Consider the following 18,589-nt stretch of genomic DNA (forward strand, 5'->3'; position numbering starts at 1 on the left):
TTTTGAAATAACCAATAGAAGAATCATATTGATGAACCAGCTAAAGAGCGGCTAAGCCAACCACTTATGTTAGGAGTACTTGGATGAATAAGGATTATTCAAGAAATTTGATCGGTTACGGAGCTAACCCTCCCAACCCTCAATGGCCAGGTAATGCGCGCGTCGCGGTTTCTTTTGTATTGAACTATGAAGAGGGCGGTGAGCGTTGTTTGTTACATGGAGACGACGAGTCTGAAGCCTTTCTCTCAGAGATCCCGTCAGCACAGCCGATCAAAGGCGAACGTCACATCAGCATGGAATCCATCTATGAGTATGGTAGCCGTGTAGGTGTGTGGCGTGTTCTTCGCTTGTTCGATGAATATGAAATCCCACTGACTGTGTTTGCGGTTGCCATGGCCATTGAGCGTCACCCAGACGTAGCGAAAGCCATGGTAGAAGCAGGTCACGAAATCTGTAGCCACGGTTATCGCTGGATAGACTATCAATACATTGATGAGTCAGAAGAGCGTGATCATATGACCAAGGCGATTGAGATTATCCAACAAGTGACGGGTCAACGACCACAAGGTTGGTATACCGGTCGAACGGGGCCAAATACGCGTCGCTTGGTAGCAGAAGAGGGCGGCTTCCTTTACGACTCCGATGCCTATGATGATGACCTGCCTTATTGGCACACCGAAACCGGTGATCCACAACTGGTGATCCCTTACACACTCGATGTGAACGACATGCGTTTTTCAACAGCGCAAGGCTTTAACTCGGGTGAGCAGTTCTTCCAATACCTGAAAGACACGTTTGACACCCTTTATATGGAAGGCGAAACCGCACCGAAAATGATGTCGGTTGGGCTGCATTGTCGTCTGATTGGTCGCCCCGGTCGTATTGCTGCATTAAGACGTTTCTTAGATTACGTAAAACAGCATGACAGCGTGTGGTTATGTCGTCGAATCGATATCGCCAACCATTGGCACCAACATCATCCATATCAACCAAATAACGCTAATCATCAACAGCAAAAGTAGCAGTGAAGCAAGGAGGCTTAACGTGACTGAATTTCGATCATGCCAACCAACAACCATGGACCGCGATACCTTTGTCGCTCACTTCGCTGATGTCTACGAGCACAGCCCATGGGTTGCAGAAGTGGTGTATGACCAAGGTTTGAATGCCGAAGATGACCATATCGAGAATCTTCATCTGAAAATGGCATCGACCTTGTTAAGTGCAGACCAAGGCAAACAGTTGGCTTTGATCAACGCTCACCCGGATTTAGCCGGTCGAGCAGCAGTAAACGGCGAACTCACCGAGTCGTCGACCAAAGAACAAGCGGGGGCGGGCATCGATCAGTGCAACGCCGAAGAATTTGAAAAATTCACTTCTTACAACAACAGCTACAAAAGTCGCTTCAATTTCCCTTTTATCATGGCGGTGAAGGGAGCCAATCGTTACCAAATTCTTGAGTCGTTCGAGATGCGATTAGGAAATGATAGTGAAACTGAGTTTGCTACGGCGATTCAAGAGATCAACAAGATCGCGATGTTTCGTCTCTGGGATATGTAAGTTAACGGAGTTAACAGCTATCTCAGCCCAGTCTTAGTGCGTTAAAGGTTTGATTTGTAAAAACATAAGCCACTAAGTTCTCATTTTATTATTACTTGATTAATTTCATAGGATTACACGGACATGACCCATAAATTTGAACAGTACATAAACCTTGCAGACGAAAAACTCGGCGCAGAAGCTATCTTCGCAACCGACGATTTTTTCGCAGATAAAAGCCGTCTACTCAGCCACGCAGCGCCAGAGTGGAAAGACGACTTATATGACGACAACGGCAAGTGGATGGACGGCTGGGAAAGCAGACGCAAACGCGGCGAAGGTTACGACTACTGTGTCGTTCGCCTTGGCCTAGCTGGCACCATTGCTGGCGTTGATATTGATACCTCATTCTTCACAGGTAACTTCCCACCTTCGGCATCAATCGACGCGTGTTATTCACCACAAGGTGAGCCAACAGATTCAACAGAGTGGCAAGAAATTCTGTCTTCAATGGCACTACAGGGTGATCATCATCATCTTGAAGACATCGAAAGTGACCAAGTATTTACGCACCTACGTTTGAACATCTACCCAGACGGCGGTGTCGCACGTCTACGTGTTTATGGCCGACCAAGTGTGGATTGGGACGCAATAGATTCTCAGCAACAAGTTGACCTAGCAGCCGTTGAACACGGTGGCCGAGCACTCGCATGTAGCGATGAGCACTACGGTAACAAAGCCAACATCTTAGGCCCAGGCCGTGGTGAAAACATGGGTGATGGCTGGGAAACAGCACGTCGTCGTACACCGGGTAACGATTGGGTAATAGTGGCATTAGGCCACCCAGGTAATATCGAACGCATCGTTGTTGATACAGCCCACTTCAAAGGTAATTACCCAGACAGTTGTTCAATTCAAGCGGCTTACGTGAAGGGCGGTACCGACGACCAAGTAGAAACACAAAGCCTATTCTGGCGTGAACTGTTGCCTGCACAAAAGCTGCAAGCGCATGAGATTCACGAATTCATTTCTGAGGTAAACGACCTTGGTGCGATTACCCACGTACGTGCAAACATATTCCCAGATGGTGGTATCAGCCGTTTGCGTCTGTTTGGTACGAAAGCGAAATAGGAAATGAGTATGAGTAATGGAATACGTCGTTTATCCATCGAACCGTTAACCAAGCAGGCTTTTGCAGAGTTTGGCGATGTTATCGAGTCCGATAATAGTGATTTCTTCATGATCAACAGTGGATCAACACGTCGCTACCACAAGCTAGCGACAACGGATGTGCAAGACCAAGACGGAGAAGCGATCATCAGCATCTTCCAAGCCACACCGTTGAGCTACCCACTGACTATCAAAATGTTAGAGCGTCATCCACTTGGCTCTCAGGCATTCATTCCATTACTTGGTCAACCCTATTTAATTGTTGTTGCGCCAAAAGGCGATGATCCAACATTAGCCAATAGCCGAGCTTTCTTGAGCAACGGTCGTCAAGGAGTGAACTATCACAAAGGGGTGTGGCATCACCCAGTGCTCGCCCTCACCGATCAAGACCAGTTCTTGATCGTCGATAGAGGCGGAGAAGGACATAACTGTGACGAAGTTTATTTCGAGAACGATAGAGTGGCATTGCATTTGGAAGACTTGCCAACGGAAGACAACAAGGAAGAGCAACGCTTAGCTAAAGCGTTGTGATACAGGAGTTTATTATGGATCCGCATATTACAGAGTGGTTGAATTTAGCGATTCGCTGGATTCACATGATTGTTGGTGTTGCGTGGATAGGCGCATCATTTTACTTTGTTTGGTTAGAGAACAACCTTAACCGAGTAAACCCAAAAACTGGCCTTTCAGGCGACTTATGGGCAATTCACGGCGGTGGTATTTATCACCTAGAGAAGTACAAACTTGCGCCACCAGAGATGCCAGAGCACCTGCACTGGTTTAAATGGGAAGCCTACTTCACGTGGATCACCGGTGTGTGTCTACTGGGTGTGGTTTACTACCTTAACGCTGAAATCTACCTGATTGCACCGGGCTCTGGCCTTGATTCAACAACGGCAATCGCGATTGGTATTGGTTCATTCGTTGCTGGTTGGTTTATCTACGACTTACTGTGTGACTCGCCTTTAGGTAAAACCCCCGTGTTGCTTGGCGTTGTGCTGTTTTTGCTGCTCGTCGCTGCGACGTACGGCCTAACTCAAGTGTTCAGTGGCCGTGGTGCTTACATTCATGTGGGTGCAATCATTGGTACCATCATGGTGGGTAACGTATTCCGCGTTATCATGCCTGCACAACGTAACTTGGTGAAAGCGATTGAAGAGAAGCGCGAACCGGATCCGGCATTGCCAGCGAAAGGTCTACTGCGTTCTCGTCACAACAACTACATGACCCTGCCAGTGCTGTTCATCATGATCAGTAACCACTTCCCAAGCACTTATGGCTCGGAATACAACTGGCTGATCCTTGCTGGTTTAGCGATCTTCAGTATCTTGGTGCGTCACTACTTCAACACCCGTCATGGTAGCCAGAAGTTTGCATGGACAATACCAGTAGCAGCATTGGGTATGATCACGCTTGCGTTTGTTACCTCACCTTACGCGAAAAAGCAGATGACTCCGGTTGTGCAAGCACCAGTGGTTCAAGAAGTGCAAGTGAGCGCGACTGAATCAGCGACAGAAGAACTTGCTGCAAACGACACCGCTTCAACGACTAGTTCTCAGGCCGCACCAGCAGACCACGCAATGCAAACTGCTAGCGCAGGTGTAAGCTTTGAAACCATCAACAAAGTCATTCAAGAGCGCTGTTCTGTGTGTCACTCATCAACCCCGAGCCACGCCGCTTTTGCTGCTGCGCCAGCCGGCGTGATGTTTGATACCCCAGAAGAGATTAAAGCCAACGTCCCAAGGATTGTTGCTCAAACGGTAACAACCAAGGTGATGCCGCTTGGTAACATGACTCAAATGACCGACGCAGAGCGCGCACTCATCGGTACTTGGGTAGAGCAAGGCGCTACGCTTCAATAATCATACTTTGTAATAAAAGTACTCAGCATCCTTTACCTAAGAGCATGAGTCTTAGGTGAGGCTTGGGGAGAGTTTGGTTTACGGGCACGCGCCAAACTCATCCCACCCTGTTTCCCCGGTTCCTATAACCGGGGCTTTTTGTTTTTGGACAAAGGAAATGCAGATTTATCATTCAGTTGGTGACTCTAGGTGCATATGTGAATTAAAGTGTGCTGTTGGTTGTTCCTGTCTAGTCGGGCAGAGTGTTGATGTTCAAGATCAGTTGAGAGAGTTATGAAAAATATCGTTGTATTTAATACTGAAACAGCAGAGCACCGAGTTTTTGACGTATCAGATTCTGATGCGGAGAATTATCAAGAGATACGTTCTTTGCTAGTCAAAGCTTTAGATCTAGAAATTATTTATGACCAAATAATTGAAGCATATTGGGACTTCAAAAATAAAGTTAATTATTGGAATTTAAGGTCTATTTCAACCCCGTTTGCTGACTATGTACTAAACTATGAAATTCGTAGCTCTTTGAATAGTTTGGCTTTTAACTTGTTCAACTTAAGTAAGTTATATCTTGATTGGCATTTTAATGAACGGAAGAAGCGATGTTTTGCATTTGAGATTACGAATGACGAAGCTGCTAGAGTTGCTGTCGAATCACAACGTCAGGATATTTACGACTCAAATATTCATTACGTAGTTGGCTGCGACTTGAGAGGACATAGCCAACATAGCGCTTTACCTGTAAGAACTTTTACTACTGGTGTTCGCTACGATCACGAAACATCAAGTCGCACTGCTCATTTCAGTATTTTTTACGATTACGATGACCTAGTTAAAGCTGGTGTCCCAAAGAAAAAATTATCACATGATATTAAGCTAGAACTCTCAGAAATTATCGACGGTTTCGTATACGCGATTTCTCAAAAGCACATGTTGAATCGTGAGTTATCCGATTCAATTGTTCGTGATGGCCGTGAAAGATATTTGACTAAGTGGCAAAGTTTGGTCAATGACACGAATTTTGAACGGTATCGTTGCGAACTACATTTGGAAGGTGGTGAAAAGCATGTGTTATCTCTTGAGTGGTTTGAGGTGTACGGTCATCTCCAATTAAAGCATCGTAGGTCAATAGATTACTCAGCGATTCGGTTCGAAAAGTGAGTTAGATATAATCAAAAATGAGTTGTATGTAGTTTTAATCACAGTGTCTGAGCTATTAAATAGGGTTTAAGGAAAAGACAAATATGGATATTGCCGTACTAACATTTGATGGATTTAACGAGCTAGATTCTTTCATCGCATCGGGTATTTTGAATCGAATGAAAGAGTTTGGTTGGAATGTGCAGATTACTAGCCCTACAGAATCAGTGACTTCAATGAATGGAGTCACAATTAAATCTCAACAGCCTTTAGAGTTCGCGAATACAGCTGATGCGGTGTTGTTTGGTAGTGGCATGTTGACCCGCGATGTCGCCCAAGATGATAAATTACTCTCAAGGTTAAACCTTAATCCACAAACACAATTGATTGGTGGTCAATGCTCAGGGACTTTATTGATGTCGGTATTGGGGTTACTGAATCAAGTTCCAGCCTGTACTGATTTAATAACGAAGCCATGGGTAATTGAATCCGGTGTGACCATATTGGACCAGCCGTTTTATGCGGAAGGAAACATTGCTACAGCAGGCGGCTGCTTGTCATCCAAATATCTAGCAGCATGGGTTATCAGTAAACTCGCAGACCAAGCACATGCCGAAGCTGCAATTCACTATGTTGCGCCTGTTGGTGAGAAAGAAGACTCTGTGAATCATTGCATGTCGATAGTAAGTACTTACGTTTAAACTGATTCATTGCGTGCGCAGTCCTGTATAAGGTCCTTGATATGAATCTCTACCCATGGCATTTTTAGTCCAAATTGACTTTAGTTAGGACAAAAAATGGAAGACTTGATAGTCGCGTATTTTAGGGCATTGAGCTCATTCTTTAGGTATCTGTTTCAGTCGATATTGATTGAGTTCATTGGTTACGGAGCTGGCTGGATAGTCTGTAAAGCATTCACACTAGGGCGCTTCCCCCCATTGATTCCAACTGAAAAAGAGCGAACCAGAATCTCTTATATCGGAGCTATTAGCATCGTGTTGCTTCTGTTAGCAATTGGTGTGTTCAATAGTTTGTGATTCGGAGTGAGGATATATGAAATTTTACCCCGCGGAACAATACCAAGCGGCTTGCAACGAGCTGTTTATCCGATACGAACGTGACATCAAAAAGCTAATCCCTAACGCGAGAGTTGAGCACGTAGGCGCATCTTCTATTCCTTTTGCCGTGTCTAAGGGCGATCTAGATATTTTCGTAGGTATTGAACTTGGTATGTTGTAATCCACATCTGCTGATGATGTGGCCTTGCAAGTGGTCAGTGTTATTGACTATGAGTGGAACTTAAATGTTGATAGCCTAGTGAAGTTAGACTATCAACATTTATTGATTATGATTCTGCAGATTCTGCTTTATCAAGAACTGAATCGTTATAAGCTTTGGTGCCCTTGTAACCTAGGAAAAGCGAAACTATCCATAAAATAAATGATACTGGAGAAGCAATAACGGTGATCGCGCAAACTACGATGAGAATTAAGTTAACAACTCCCCACATGACGCTCCCTGCATACATCTGAGCGCCTCCTGGTATTACAAAACCTAACAGTAGCGCTATCATAGGATTTTTCATTTTGTTTTGTATGCGAGCTTGTTGAATTGCGTCATTCATAATTATGCTTCCTTATGCATTTAGTTGTTATTCTCGCACTCTATATCTATCTTATTTTTAGTCAAGAATTTAGTTAAATATTTGATTTGATTGATTGTTTTGTGATCTGATATTTGCTGGGTTAATGAGTCTTCCGGTTTTATTGTGTTTGGTTTATGGTTTGATCTGAGATATATAGGGAGGAATATCGCTCTATTGTTTATTACACTACTTTTTGTGCTGTTTTTACTTTCCCCTTACACTCTTTTCAAGTATCGAACCTAGTATCAAATTTCTCTTTGTTATACAGGCAAGTCTCTCATTATGAAGAACTTCTTTGATAGCGAACTCATGCTCTCTAGCTCCTTGAATTTCGTTTTGCTATCGCTTGGGCTAACGCTCCTTTTTCATCTTCCGATTTGGTGTGGGTTCAACTTGAGCCGACGAAAGTGGAAGCTCATGGATTATTTATGGCCGTTTCTAGCGGGTATCGGGATGCTGGGTGCAGTGTCTGAGATTCGTGCGAAAGTAGCGGGCGATTGGGTTGAAACAGAACAAACTAGAGCGGTCGCGATTTTAGAATCGGTTCAGCAGTTTTCTTTGGATAAATTAAGAAGTGATACCTGCACTGGTCAGCCATCTTTAGATAATCACGCTCAGCACCACGAAGCGTGTTTGTGGTATTTGAATACGGCGATCACGTTCAAAGATGTCGATTTTACCTTGTTACCCAACGCATCGGATTTTACGGTTCCTGCGCCTAGCGTGTCGCTGGTTGAAAGTGATGCAGTGTGGGTGGATGGTATGTTGAGTCAGTATGAGAAGCAGAAAAACCAATACATAAAAACCAGAGAAGCGCAGGTGAAGCAGCCATTAGAAAGCCTCTTCTGGTATGTGAGTCCTTACTTAGTCTGTTTCGCTATTGCTCTGCGCCTTACTAAAGTGACGGCAGAGCTTAAACTGGATAAGTGCGTAAACAATTAACTCGACATAGACAGCGCGAACGACAGTAAAATAGGCAAGGTAACCACACTTAGGAAGTTGCCGAACAACACCATAGATGCGACTTTAGGCGGCTCGACATTGAACCGTTCAGCGAACAGGTAGTTCATCACGGCAGGTGGCAGCATGGTGAACAGCACCATCATTTGTAGGTGCAGCGTTGGCAGCGGGATAAAGAAGTAGATGATGGCGAAGGCGATGGCACCAGTAAACAGCGATTGAGCCGTACACAGCAAGCCAACTTTGAGTCCGCTTAGCTTCAAGTTCACCATTTGCGAACCCAACGACAACAGCATGATGGGCACGGCTGCTTGGCCGAGTAGCGATGTTGCTTCGTAGATTGGATTCCATACTGCAATGCCAGACAGGTTGAGCGTCATCGCTAATGCTGCGGCTAAGAATATCGGCATCTTGAGGATCTGTTTGATCGGATTACCTTCGCTTAGTAGCGCTAAACCGACACTAATGTGCACGCATGCCGATACCACAAACAGCAATACCGCAGGGGCTAATGCACTCTCACCAAAGGTATAGGTGAACAGGGGAATGGCCAGGTTGCCACTGTTGCGGAACATATGTGGCGGCGCCCAAGCTTTGAAGTTGAGCTTAAAGATCTTACAGATTGGTATCATCAATAAAGCGGGCACCAACACCGCGACCAAAGAGGCGGTGATGAGTGGCAGTTGTTCGGTGTCGAGAGGCATGGTGGTCAGCGAGGCAAACACTAGCGCAGGAATACACACATCCATGTTGATGCGATTGATCGGTTTGAAATCGGGCTTGAGCCAACGACCCACCGCAAAGCCAGCACTGGCTAAAGCAAAAACGGGAAACAGAATGCTGACGACCTGTTCGAACATAGAATTCCTTTCTAGATTGAGTGCTTCCATTTAGCTGAGAAACGAATGTTTTAGAGAGACGCTAAAGTGAAGTATGAAGTCGATATGTATAAACATTAACCTATCAATATAATGACTTGGCGTCACCGAAGATCGTTGTTTGTGAACGGTTAATTTATATTTCTTTGAATGAAGCACAAAAAAGACCAGTGGCATCAGCAACTGGTCTTTCAAGGCTAGATAAATCTGGACGGATTTTTAATTAACGACGGCTGTCGCTGTCTAGCGATTGTTACTCGGTTTTCAGTCTAGCTAACGAGCTTTTGATAATCTTTGAAATTCACATCGTAGGCTTTCTCGCCGTAGATGTAAGTCTCGCTGACGGTTCTGTCGTCACCCAGGCTCATCAATACAAATAGCTTCTCTTCAAGCTTGGTCGCTTGTTCCATTCTAAAGCGCATCAATTGTGTGGCGTGTAAGTCCAACACCACGAAATCGGCTTCTTTTCCTACTTCCAAGTTGCCAATCTTGTCTTCTAAATGCAGTGAACGTGCACCACCTAATGTGGCTAAGAATAGCGACTTAGCTGGGTGCAATTTCTTATGTTGAAGCTGCATGATCTTATAGGCTTCACTCATGGTTTGTAGGATTGAGAAGCTAGTGCCTGCGCCGACATCAGTCCCCACGCCGACACGAATACCGTGATCTTCCATCTCTGGTAATCGGAACAACCCCGAGCCTAAGAAAAGGTTAGAAGTTGGGCAGAAGGCGATGGCAGATTCAGTATCGGCAAGGCGTTTACATTCACAATCAGAAAGGTGAATACCATGAGCAAATACCGAACGTTTGTGAAGTAGTCCGTAATGGTCATATACATCTAGGTAACTGTCGCGCTCTGGGAACAGCGATTTCACCCACTCGATCTCTTTCTCGTTTTCAGAAAGGTGAGTGTGCATGTACACGTCTGGATATTCTTCTAGCAGTTTACCTACAGTAGCAAGTTGCTCTGGTGTGCTGGTTGGCGCAAAGCGAGGTGTCACTGCGTAAAGCAAACGGCTACGGTTATGCCATTTTTCAATCAGTTCCTTGGAATCAGCATAGCCAGATTCTGGTGTGTCGGTGAGGTAATCAGGCGCATTGCGATCCATCAAGACCTTACCGGCGATCATTCGTAGATTACGCTTCTCAGCTTCTTCAAAGAATACGTTGACGGACTCTTTGTGTACGGTACCAAACACCAGTGCCGTGGTGGTGCCGTTGCTTGCCAATTCGTCTAGAAATAGCTTTGCCACTTTGTGTGCATAAACTGGGTTTTTGAAGCGTTTTTCTTCTGGGAAGGTGTAGTTTTCTAACCAATCAAGAAGCTGCTCACCGTAAGACGCGATCATCCCTGTTTGAGGGTAGTGGATGTGCGTATCAATAAAGCCAGAGGTGATCAGCTTGTCTTTGTATTCTTTTACTTCGAGTGTTTTAGGTTGGCGAGCTAATACCTCGTCGGCATGCCCTAGGTCGACGACATGGCCGTTCTCAACCACTAAAACACCGTCTTCAAAATAGTCGTAAGACTCATCGATACCGACATCTTTTGGGTCGGCGACGCTGTGTAAAATGCTGGCGCGATAAGCTTTGCGTTGCGTTGTCATGTTTACTTCCTTTTAATGACTTCAGCGACGTTATGGCCACTGAAGCTTTGCGACTTTTATTAGGCGATCTTCTCTTCCAATGGTGGTTCGCCTACGTCGCTTGGTTGACTGTGTTGATCGGTCAAATCCTGATTTCGATATTGTTTGGTTGGGCGCTTTTGTTCAAGTGCTTGGCCTTGATAGTGTGCGATCAGTTCACCGGCAACCGATACTGCGATTTCCGCAGGATGTTTGCCATTCACCGCACTAATACCAATCGGGCAAAGCATGGTTTCAATTTGTTCTTGGCTATAGCCGCGCTGCTCTAAGCGGAAATCGAACTTCTTGCGCTTAGTGAGCGATCCAATCATGCCAAAGTAACGGCTGTCTTCACGGTCGATAATGGCTTTGGTTAGGTCAAAATCGAGCTGGTGGTTGTGCGTCATCACTAGGTAATAGCTGTTCGGTGGCATGTGTTTCACTTCGCCAACCGGATCGTCTGAGACAAGCTTCTTCACACCGTGTGGTAGCGCTTCAGGGAATACTTCTTCGCGTTCATCAATCCAGGTCACGCGGAAGGGTAGGGTCGCCACAATGTGCAGCAGCGCTTTGGCAACATGACCTGCGCCAAACAGCACAAGATGGTTCTGCTGAGTGCCAATCGGTTCAAAGCTTAACGTTGCCATTCCACCACAACATTGGCCTAAGCGAGCGCCTAGGTTGAAGCGTTCTACTTTGAGTGATTTCTCGCTGGCAATCAGCATCTCACGCGCCATTTTAGTGGCCACATGTTCAAGGTGACCACCACCAATCGTAGCGATGATTCGGTCACGAGTGACAAGCATTTTGGTACCCGCATCGCGTGGAACGGAACCTCTGTCTTCAAGAACCGTCACCATCACACATGGTTCGTAGTTCTCTTCCAGTTTTGCCAGTTCGTGAATCCAATTATCCTTAAACATATGTCCTCCTAAATCCCTTCTATGCTTCCTAAGCTATTTATAGGTGCTCTAAGCTATTTATTGCGCCCTAAGCGGTCTATATAAACCGAGCCCTAAGCCGTTTCTGATTGAGCATCGACCGAAGTCGGAGCCGTTTCAGTGACTTCCTGAATCGCCATCAGAATACGTTCTGGCGTTGCAGGTGTGTTGAGCTTAGGAATCGCGCCATCGACGGCGACATAGCTGATTGCGTCTTTCAGTGCGCTCCATACCGACATACCCAACATGAAAGGCGGTTCACCCACGGCTTTCGAGTTGAAGACGGTGTCTTCTGGGTTGTTACGGTTTTCTAAAAGATGCGTTCTGAAATCAATTGGCATATCAGCAATCGCTGGGATCTTGTAACTCGCAGGACCATTGGTCATCAAGCGGCCTTGCTGGTTCCAAACCAACTCTTCCGTGGTTAACCAACCGACACCTTGCACAAAGCCACCTTCGACTTGGCCGATATCAATTGCTGGGTTCAGTGAAGCGCCCACGTCATGCAAAATATCGACGCGCAGGATCTTGTTTTCACCGGTTAACGTATCGACGATAACCTCTGAGCAAGAGGCACCATACGCGTAGTAGTAGAACGGGCGACCGCGTGCTTTCTCGTGATCGTAATAGATCTTCGGAGTGCGGTAGAAACCAGTGCTCGATAGCGATATTTGGTTAAACCAAGCCAGTTCAACAAACGAGTTGAAGGTCATGATCTCGTCGCGGATCTGCACCATGCCGTTCTTAAATATCACCTCTTCAGGCCACACTTTGAAGTGCGAAGAAGCGAAGTCAATCAGGCGCTGCTTAATGGTCATTGCGGCGTTTTGCGCGGCCTTACCGTTGAGGTCGGTGCCCGATGAGGCTGCGGTTGGTGATGTGTTCGGAACTTTGTCTGTGTTTGTAGCGGTGATCTGGATACGTTCGACATCGACTTGGAACTCCTGTGCAACGATTTGTGCCACTTTGATGTTCAAGCCTTGCCCCATTTCCGTACCACCGTGATTCAAATGAATACTGCCATCGGTGTAGATATGGATGAGCGCACCTGCTTGGTTCAAGAAAGTCGCAGTAAACGAGATGCCGAATTTCACTGGTGTGATCGCAAGGCCTTTCTTCAAGATAGGGCTCTGCTTGTTGAACTCAGCGATTTCTTTACGACGTGCGTGATAGTCACTGCTGCGTTCAAGCTGTTCGGTTATCTCAGGTAAAAAGTTGTCTTCAACGGTTTGGTAGTAATGGGTCACGTTACGGCCTTCTTCGCCGTAGTAGTTCGCCTTACGTACTTCCAAAGGATCTTTTTTCAGGTAACGCGCAATCTCGTCCATGATGTGCTCGATGGTCATCATGCCTTGCGGGCCACCAAAGCCACGGTAAGCGGTATTCGATGCCGTGTTGGTTTTGCATCGGTGACCGACCACAGTTGCATCACCTAGGTAATAGGCGTTGTCTGAGTGGAACATTGCGCGGTCGACAATAGAACTTGATAAGTCTGGTGAGTAGCCACAGTTACCTGCAACGGTAATGTCGGCACCTTGAATCACGCCATTGTCGTCAAAACCGATGGTGTATTGGTTGTAGAACGGGTGGCGTTTACCGGTTTGCTGCATGTCTTCATTGCGCAGCAAACGCATTTTGGTTGGACGACCGGTGAGGTGAGCAATCACCGCGGCCATACATGCTGGAGAGGCTGCTTGAGTCTCTTTACCACCGAAACCACCACCCATACGACGCATATCAATCACGACTTTGTGCATCGGTACGCCAATCACTTCCGCAACCAGTTTTTGAACTTCGGTCGGGTTCTGTGTAGAGGTGTAGACGATCATGCCGCCATCTTCAGTGGGCATCACGCTACTGATTTGAGTTTCTAGGTAGAAGTGTTCTTGTCCGCCGATCTCAAGGTCGCCAGAGATCACGTGTTTTGCTTTTGCCAGTGCGGCTTTCGAGTTACCACGCTGTTGAGTGTGGCTTTCTGTTACGAAGTGCTCTTTCTCTAGCGCTTCTTTTACATCAAGAATCGCGGGTAGTTCTTCGTATTCAATAATGGCTGCATGTGCGGCTTTACGTGCCGTTTCCAAATCGTTGGCAGCCACGGCAATCACAGGTTGGCCGTAGTATTCTACTTTGCCATCAGCAAGCAGTGGGTCACCCGGTAGGATAGCGCCGATATCTAGCTCACCCGGTACGTCTTTGGCTTGAATGGCAATCGCCACGCCTTCGAATTCGTAACACGGTGATAAATCTATCTTGGTGATGTTGGCGTGTGCTTGCGTGCTCAGGCGTGCGTATACATGCAGCTGATTTGGGAACTCTAGGCGGTCATCAATGTATACCGCTTCGCCCGTGACTTGCTTGGCTGCACTGTCGTGTTTAACGCTTTTACCTACGCCAGTTTTTAGGTCTTGTTTTGCAATGGTAACCATCTCTTCGTGGGTCATCGCATTGCTCTTGTGAACAGAGGAATTTGATTTAGACATAAGACGTTACCCTTGTTTCGATTTGGTTGTTTTTGTTCTGTTGTTCAATGAAGTAGCGACGCAGCATGTTGGCCGCCGACAATGAACGGTATTCTTGGCTTGCACGGAAATCAGATAGCGGCTCAAAGTCGTTATACAGTTCCTGCATCGCTAACTTAATATTAGCGTCTGTCCACGGTTTGCCTAATAACGTATTTTCACAACGAGTTGCACGCTTAGGCGTTGCTGCCATACCGCCCAAAGCGATACGAGCGTAAGAAACCTTGCCATCTTCAATTTGAATATCAAACGCACCACACACCGCAGAGATGTCGTCGTCTAAACGTTTAGACAGTTTGTAAGCTCGGAAGCTATCGTTGCTTGGCTTAGGAATGATGATCTGTTCAATGAACTCACTCTCTTTCTGCGCCGTCACTTTGTAGCTGATGAAGTAATCTTCAATCGGCATGGTGCGTGACTCGTCGCCACAACGAAGTTTGATCTTCGCGTTCAGGGCAATCAGCAGAGGAGGGGTGTCACCGATAGGTGAAGCATTGGCTACATTGCCGCCGATGGTGCCTTGGTTACGCACTTGCAGTGAAGCAAAGCGATGCAGCAGTTCACCAAAATCTGGGTAGTGTTTTTTCAGTAGTGCGTAAGAGTCACTGATAGGCAGGTTGGCACCAATGATTAAATCGGTGTCGGTCTCTTCACATACCTTCATATCTTCAACAAGGTTTACGCTGATCAGCGTTTCAATCTCACGATGGAATTGCGTCACTTCCAGCGCTAAATCCGTACCGCCAGCAACCAGCTTAGCGTTCGGGTGGGCTTGAAAAAGCTTGGCCAGCTCATCAGTGCTTTTCGGGGAAAAAGCGGTGAGGTGACCAAGGCGTAAGTTAGCCTCAGTGTCTTGAATGCTTTCTAGCTTCTTGATGGTGTTGCGTTCAAGTTCAGCAAATTGGTCGATCAAAGGTTGGTCTGTCGAAAGCGACATCGCAGCATCAACAATTGGTCGGTAGCCAGTACAGCGACATAGGTTACCTGCCAGCGATTCCATGACGTCTTCTTTACTCGCATCGGGTTTGTTCTTGCCTAGCGCAAACATCGACATGATGAAGCCAGGTGTGCAGTAACCACACTGTGAACCGTGAAAATCCACCACCGCTTTCTGCACTGGGTGCAAAGAGCGATCTCGGTTTTGTAGATCTTCTACTGTGATCAGTTGCTTTCCATGCAGCGCTGAAACGAACGTCAGGCAAGAGTTCACCGAGCGGTATTGCAGCTGCCCATCAACCACTTCACCCAGAACTACGGTACATGCACCACAGTCGCCCGACCCACAACCTTCTTTGGTACCGGTTTTATTAACCTTGGTACGAAGGTAGTTGAGCACTGTCATATTTGGCGACAGATTATCTTCACGTCTTATTTCCTGATTGAGCAAAAAAGTAATCAAGAGACCTCCTTGTAAATCGACATATTTCCATGTGTATTCTTTTTGACTTCTAGGTCAATAATTATCCATCCTGACCCTGCGGTCAACTATTTATTTACAAAAATGCAACAAATAGTCTTTTGTGGAGATTGTGTACAATTTTATTTTAACTTTAGTTGCTTGTTTTATAAGGGGTTGAATTAAAGGCGAACAGTTTTATGGTGTGAATGAATTGATAGCTATGTATACAAGATAAAGGAGGGGCTTATGGCACTGTTGGAAGTGATTCTATAGAGGCTAAGATCGTTGTTGAGGGCAGAATAGACAGTATTTTTAGATGGATGTGAGTCGATCGTCGTATTTGTTTTTAGAGGAGAGGGCATAAAAAAGAGAAGTAAACACTAAGGCTTACTTCTCTCCTGTTTTGTTAACAAAAAGTTGTTAACAAAAAGCTGTTAGCGGATGGTTATTAAGCGCTTGTTGAATCTTCTATGACTTGCTCTTAAGCAGATCTGAGAACACGACATGCAGATCACTAGAAGCTGTACTGCTGTCTAGGTTGAGCTTCGAACGAATATGGCTTAGGTGTTCTTGCATCAACTCGACGGCTTGTTGTTCATTGCCTGACTCTATCGCATCCAGTAAGCCTGAGTGTTCATCTAGAGAACAGTTCGAGTGGTTGCCCGTTTCGTACTGAGCGATCAGCAGTGAAGTTTGCGATACCAAGCTGCGTTGGAAAGCCAGCAGTGGCGCGTTCTCTGCCATTTCAGCCAATTTGATGTGGAACTCACCAGACAAACGTAGGCCAGAGCCGTAATCGCCTTGGTCGAAAGCACAGTTCTCTTTCGCGACTAATTTTCTGCATTCTTCTATTTGAGCTTTGGTTGCGTTTTTCACCGCCAGCTCAGTGATAGCAATTTCCATCACTTCACGTGCTTTAAAGATTTGTTTGGCTTCGTCAACCGTTGGCGCAGCAATCACGGCTCCTCGGTTAGGACGGATCACCACAACTTGTTCTAAAGAAAGACGCAGTAAGGCACGGCGGATAATGGTGCGGCTAACGCTAAAGATTTCTGCTAACGCTTCTTCGCTTAATTTGGTGGCTGGTGGCAGCCTTTGTTCTAGTATCGCGTCGAAGATATGGCAGTAAACAACATCGTCTTGAGTCTGGCCTGTTACTTTTGTTTTTACACCTTTGGAGACAGAATTTTTGAGAGCTGTCATAGAGATAAGGACCCTTGTTTAGTCGAGTTGGGTTGGCCGAGAATAATTCATGAGTATTACTCTATATTGTATACATTTATCTATACAATGCCACTGGATGAAAGTGCGATGCACGCTTATTTGTTAATGACTTATAACATTTAGTTTGCAGGGAACTGTGTGCAATCTTGAGCTTTAAGTCATTCGCCCTAAAACTAGACGCGATTATCGCCGCAGCTGTACGCCACGATCTGGCTGATTTCGCTCAGGCTACGACCTGACTGTTGCTGCCATTCGTTGAAGGCTTTACCCGCTGCCAGTTGTGCTCGCTTGGTGTTACGACCGCTATCAACCACGTCTGTGCTGCGTAGGTGTGCTTCAACATCTGATGACAAGATGAAGGTATCTTTACCCATTTGGCGCAGAGTGTAGGCACCAGTGTTACCGCCTAATCGCTTGCCGTGTTTCTTCAGATAATCCCAAAGTTCAGTGATACGTTCTGATGGCCAGTCGGCAACCATTTGTGAGAAGGAATCCGCCTCACGCTTAGCATTGTGGATCATGGTGGCATTGGCAGGGATGGTCATCACCTTAGTGAGGTGGCGAATAATGCGCGGGTCTTGCGCTTTTTGTTCCCACATTTCATTCGGCAGCATCAGCATTTTTTCGATATTGAATTCAAAGAACACTTCTTCAAATTGCGGCCATTTCTTCCTCACTACATTCCATGAAATACCACACTGGAATACTTTTTCAGTAAAGGCGGCTAGCCAACGATCGTCGGTGATTTGTGATAGCTCAGCTTGTGAAAGGGGCGCACGAACAATCTTTTCGAGCTCGGCAGCTCCACCTTTACGGTGAGCAGCACGTTGATAAATAGTGTCGAATTTTTCTTGGGTCATTGGAGGTTCCAAACTAAAGCGATTCTTTATGATATGGGGACTAATTTCTATATGAAAAGGAGCTTAAGCTTCTGTCGCCAATTGAGCGAGAAAGCCACGCATGTAGTCGGTGCGCTTGTTGGCTTCTAACTTAGCGGATTCTGTATTCATGGTTTCAGCGAGCTTAAACAGCTTCACGTAGAAGTGGTCGACGCTGTAATGCTTGTCATCTAAGTCACGATGTTCAGCGAACGGGTCTTCGTGGTTATACAGCTCGGCATTAAAGCTCTGACCCACATACAAGCAGCGAGCGATGCCAATTGCTCCGAGCGAATCAAGGCGATCGGCATCTTGGACTATCTGAGCTTCTAAGGTTTCAGGTGTGATGTTGGCGCTGTAGCTGTGCGTGACAATGGCATGATGGATCTCATCAAGATAGGACGCGGGATAGTCGATAGATTTGAGGAAAGAGATCGCCTTGTCTGCTGCCATTTGCGAGCTTTTGGCTCTGTCTGGGTGGTTCTTGGGAAAGGTGAAACAATCATGAAGGTAAGCGGCGGGTAAAACGACTTCAAGCTTAGCCTGTTCTTGAGCACACAAAGCCTTAGCGGTTTTGACTACGCGCTTAATGTGGCTAATGTCGTGTGCTGCATCTTGTGTCATTTCTCGTTGTGCAAAATCAAGCAGTTGGTCTTCAAACTTTTCCTTCACGCGTCTCTTTCTCCCTATGTAGACGTTAGCAATCTTGTTGATCACCTAGCATTTATTTCACATCGACTTTAACAGTTTCAAGCGCGAGTTTTTATCTTTTATAAAAGGAATACCAACAAAAAAACCGACTCTGTGAGTCGGCTTAA

18 protein-coding genes and 1 pseudogene are annotated in these 18,589 nt (G+C 46.0%); 10 read left to right on the forward strand and 9 right to left on the reverse strand.

What is annotated here, in order from left to right:
- Positions 1-83: 83 nt before the first annotated feature.
- From puuE to AB4274_RS16445, 9 genes and pseudogenes are all read left to right on the forward strand, one after another.
- On the forward strand, positions 84-1,022 hold the full coding sequence (gene puuE, locus AB4274_RS16405; RefSeq protein ID WP_372112638.1) for an allantoinase PuuE: 939 nt from the start codon (positions 84-86) through the stop codon (positions 1,020-1,022).
- Positions 1,023-1,044: 22 nt separating this feature from the next.
- Positions 1,045-1,560: a 2-oxo-4-hydroxy-4-carboxy-5-ureidoimidazoline decarboxylase gene (gene uraD, locus AB4274_RS16410; protein ID WP_017067791.1), complete on the forward strand. Its 516-nt coding sequence runs from the start codon at positions 1,045-1,047 to the stop codon at positions 1,558-1,560.
- Between the two features lie 123 nt (positions 1,561-1,683).
- The gene (gene alc, locus AB4274_RS16415; protein WP_108110678.1) at positions 1,684-2,670 is read left to right on the forward strand and encodes an allantoicase; all 987 of its coding nucleotides are present in this window, start codon (positions 1,684-1,686) and stop codon (positions 2,668-2,670) included.
- A 9-nt stretch (positions 2,671-2,679) separates the two neighbouring features.
- Positions 2,680-3,240, forward strand: a complete 561-nt coding sequence (locus AB4274_RS16420; RefSeq protein WP_371705473.1) for an ureidoglycolate lyase — start codon at positions 2,680-2,682, stop codon at positions 3,238-3,240.
- A gap of 14 nt (positions 3,241-3,254) precedes the next feature.
- A complete protein-coding gene (locus AB4274_RS16425) occupies positions 3,255-4,571 on the forward strand; it encodes a urate hydroxylase PuuD (protein WP_372112640.1) in 1,317 nt (438 codons plus the stop codon).
- Between the two features lie 273 nt (positions 4,572-4,844).
- Positions 4,845-5,726, forward strand: a complete 882-nt coding sequence (locus AB4274_RS16430) for a hypothetical protein (RefSeq protein WP_372112641.1) — start codon at positions 4,845-4,847, stop codon at positions 5,724-5,726.
- A gap of 83 nt (positions 5,727-5,809) precedes the next feature.
- Positions 5,810-6,406, forward strand: a complete 597-nt coding sequence (locus AB4274_RS16435; protein WP_372112643.1) for a DJ-1/PfpI family protein — start codon at positions 5,810-5,812, stop codon at positions 6,404-6,406.
- 96 nt (positions 6,407-6,502) lie between these two features.
- A complete protein-coding gene (locus AB4274_RS16440; protein WP_372052116.1) occupies positions 6,503-6,742 on the forward strand; it encodes a hypothetical protein in 240 nt (79 codons plus the stop codon).
- A 16-nt stretch (positions 6,743-6,758) separates the two neighbouring features.
- Positions 6,759-6,941 (forward strand): annotated as a pseudogene (locus tag AB4274_RS16445) (GrpB family protein); the annotation flags it as partial.
- Positions 6,942-7,050: 109 nt separating this feature from the next.
- Here the strand turns inward: AB4274_RS16445 and AB4274_RS16450 are convergent.
- Positions 7,051-7,329 (reverse strand): hypothetical protein, encoded by a 279-nt coding sequence (locus AB4274_RS16450; protein WP_102351827.1) that lies wholly within the window; start codon positions 7,327-7,329, stop codon positions 7,051-7,053.
- Positions 7,330-7,767: 438 nt separating this feature from the next.
- On the opposite strand from AB4274_RS16450, the gene AB4274_RS16455 reads away from it, so the two are divergent.
- Positions 7,768-8,292 (forward strand): hypothetical protein, encoded by a 525-nt coding sequence (locus tag AB4274_RS16455; protein ID WP_017067015.1) that lies wholly within the window; start codon positions 7,768-7,770, stop codon positions 8,290-8,292.
- Here AB4274_RS16455 and AB4274_RS16460 read toward each other — a convergent pair.
- From AB4274_RS16460 to AB4274_RS16495, 8 genes are all read right to left on the reverse strand, one after another.
- Positions 8,289-9,170: an AEC family transporter gene (locus AB4274_RS16460; protein WP_004732869.1), complete on the reverse strand. Its 882-nt coding sequence runs from the start codon at positions 9,168-9,170 to the stop codon at positions 8,289-8,291. The two genes, AB4274_RS16455 and AB4274_RS16460, sit on opposite strands and share 4 nt — an antisense overlap.
- A 287-nt stretch (positions 9,171-9,457) precedes the next feature.
- A complete protein-coding gene (gene guaD, locus AB4274_RS16465) occupies positions 9,458-10,792 on the reverse strand; it encodes a guanine deaminase (RefSeq protein WP_372112645.1) in 1,335 nt (444 codons plus the stop codon).
- 59 nt (positions 10,793-10,851) lie between these two features.
- The gene (gene xdhC / locus AB4274_RS16470) at positions 10,852-11,733 is read right to left on the reverse strand and encodes a xanthine dehydrogenase accessory protein XdhC (RefSeq protein WP_017061606.1); all 882 of its coding nucleotides are present in this window, start codon (positions 11,731-11,733) and stop codon (positions 10,852-10,854) included.
- Positions 11,734-11,825: 92 nt separating this feature from the next.
- Positions 11,826-14,231, reverse strand: coding sequence for a xanthine dehydrogenase molybdopterin binding subunit (gene xdhB, locus AB4274_RS16475; RefSeq protein ID WP_372112647.1), 2,406 nt, complete (start codon positions 14,229-14,231; stop codon positions 11,826-11,828).
- On the reverse strand, positions 14,224-15,669 hold the full coding sequence (xdhA, locus tag AB4274_RS16480) for a xanthine dehydrogenase small subunit (RefSeq protein ID WP_372112649.1): 1,446 nt from the start codon (positions 15,667-15,669) through the stop codon (positions 14,224-14,226). The genes xdhB and xdhA overlap by 8 nt, the downstream gene beginning before the upstream one ends.
- Before the next feature lie 468 nt (positions 15,670-16,137).
- Positions 16,138-16,872: a GntR family transcriptional regulator gene (locus AB4274_RS16485; protein WP_017071662.1), complete on the reverse strand. Its 735-nt coding sequence runs from the start codon at positions 16,870-16,872 to the stop codon at positions 16,138-16,140.
- A gap of 194 nt (positions 16,873-17,066) precedes the next feature.
- On the reverse strand, positions 17,067-17,753 hold the full coding sequence (locus AB4274_RS16490; RefSeq protein ID WP_017067459.1) for a DNA-3-methyladenine glycosylase I: 687 nt from the start codon (positions 17,751-17,753) through the stop codon (positions 17,067-17,069).
- A gap of 63 nt (positions 17,754-17,816) precedes the next feature.
- Complete coding sequence (locus AB4274_RS16495; RefSeq protein ID WP_372112651.1) at positions 17,817-18,443, reverse strand: HD domain-containing protein; 627 nt, start codon at positions 18,441-18,443, stop codon at positions 17,817-17,819.
- Positions 18,444-18,589 lie beyond the last annotated feature (146 nt).

Source organism: Vibrio sp. 10N.261.55.A10 (assembly GCF_041470825.1).
Lineage (GTDB): Bacteria > Pseudomonadota > Gammaproteobacteria > Enterobacterales > Vibrionaceae > Vibrio > Vibrio crassostreae_C.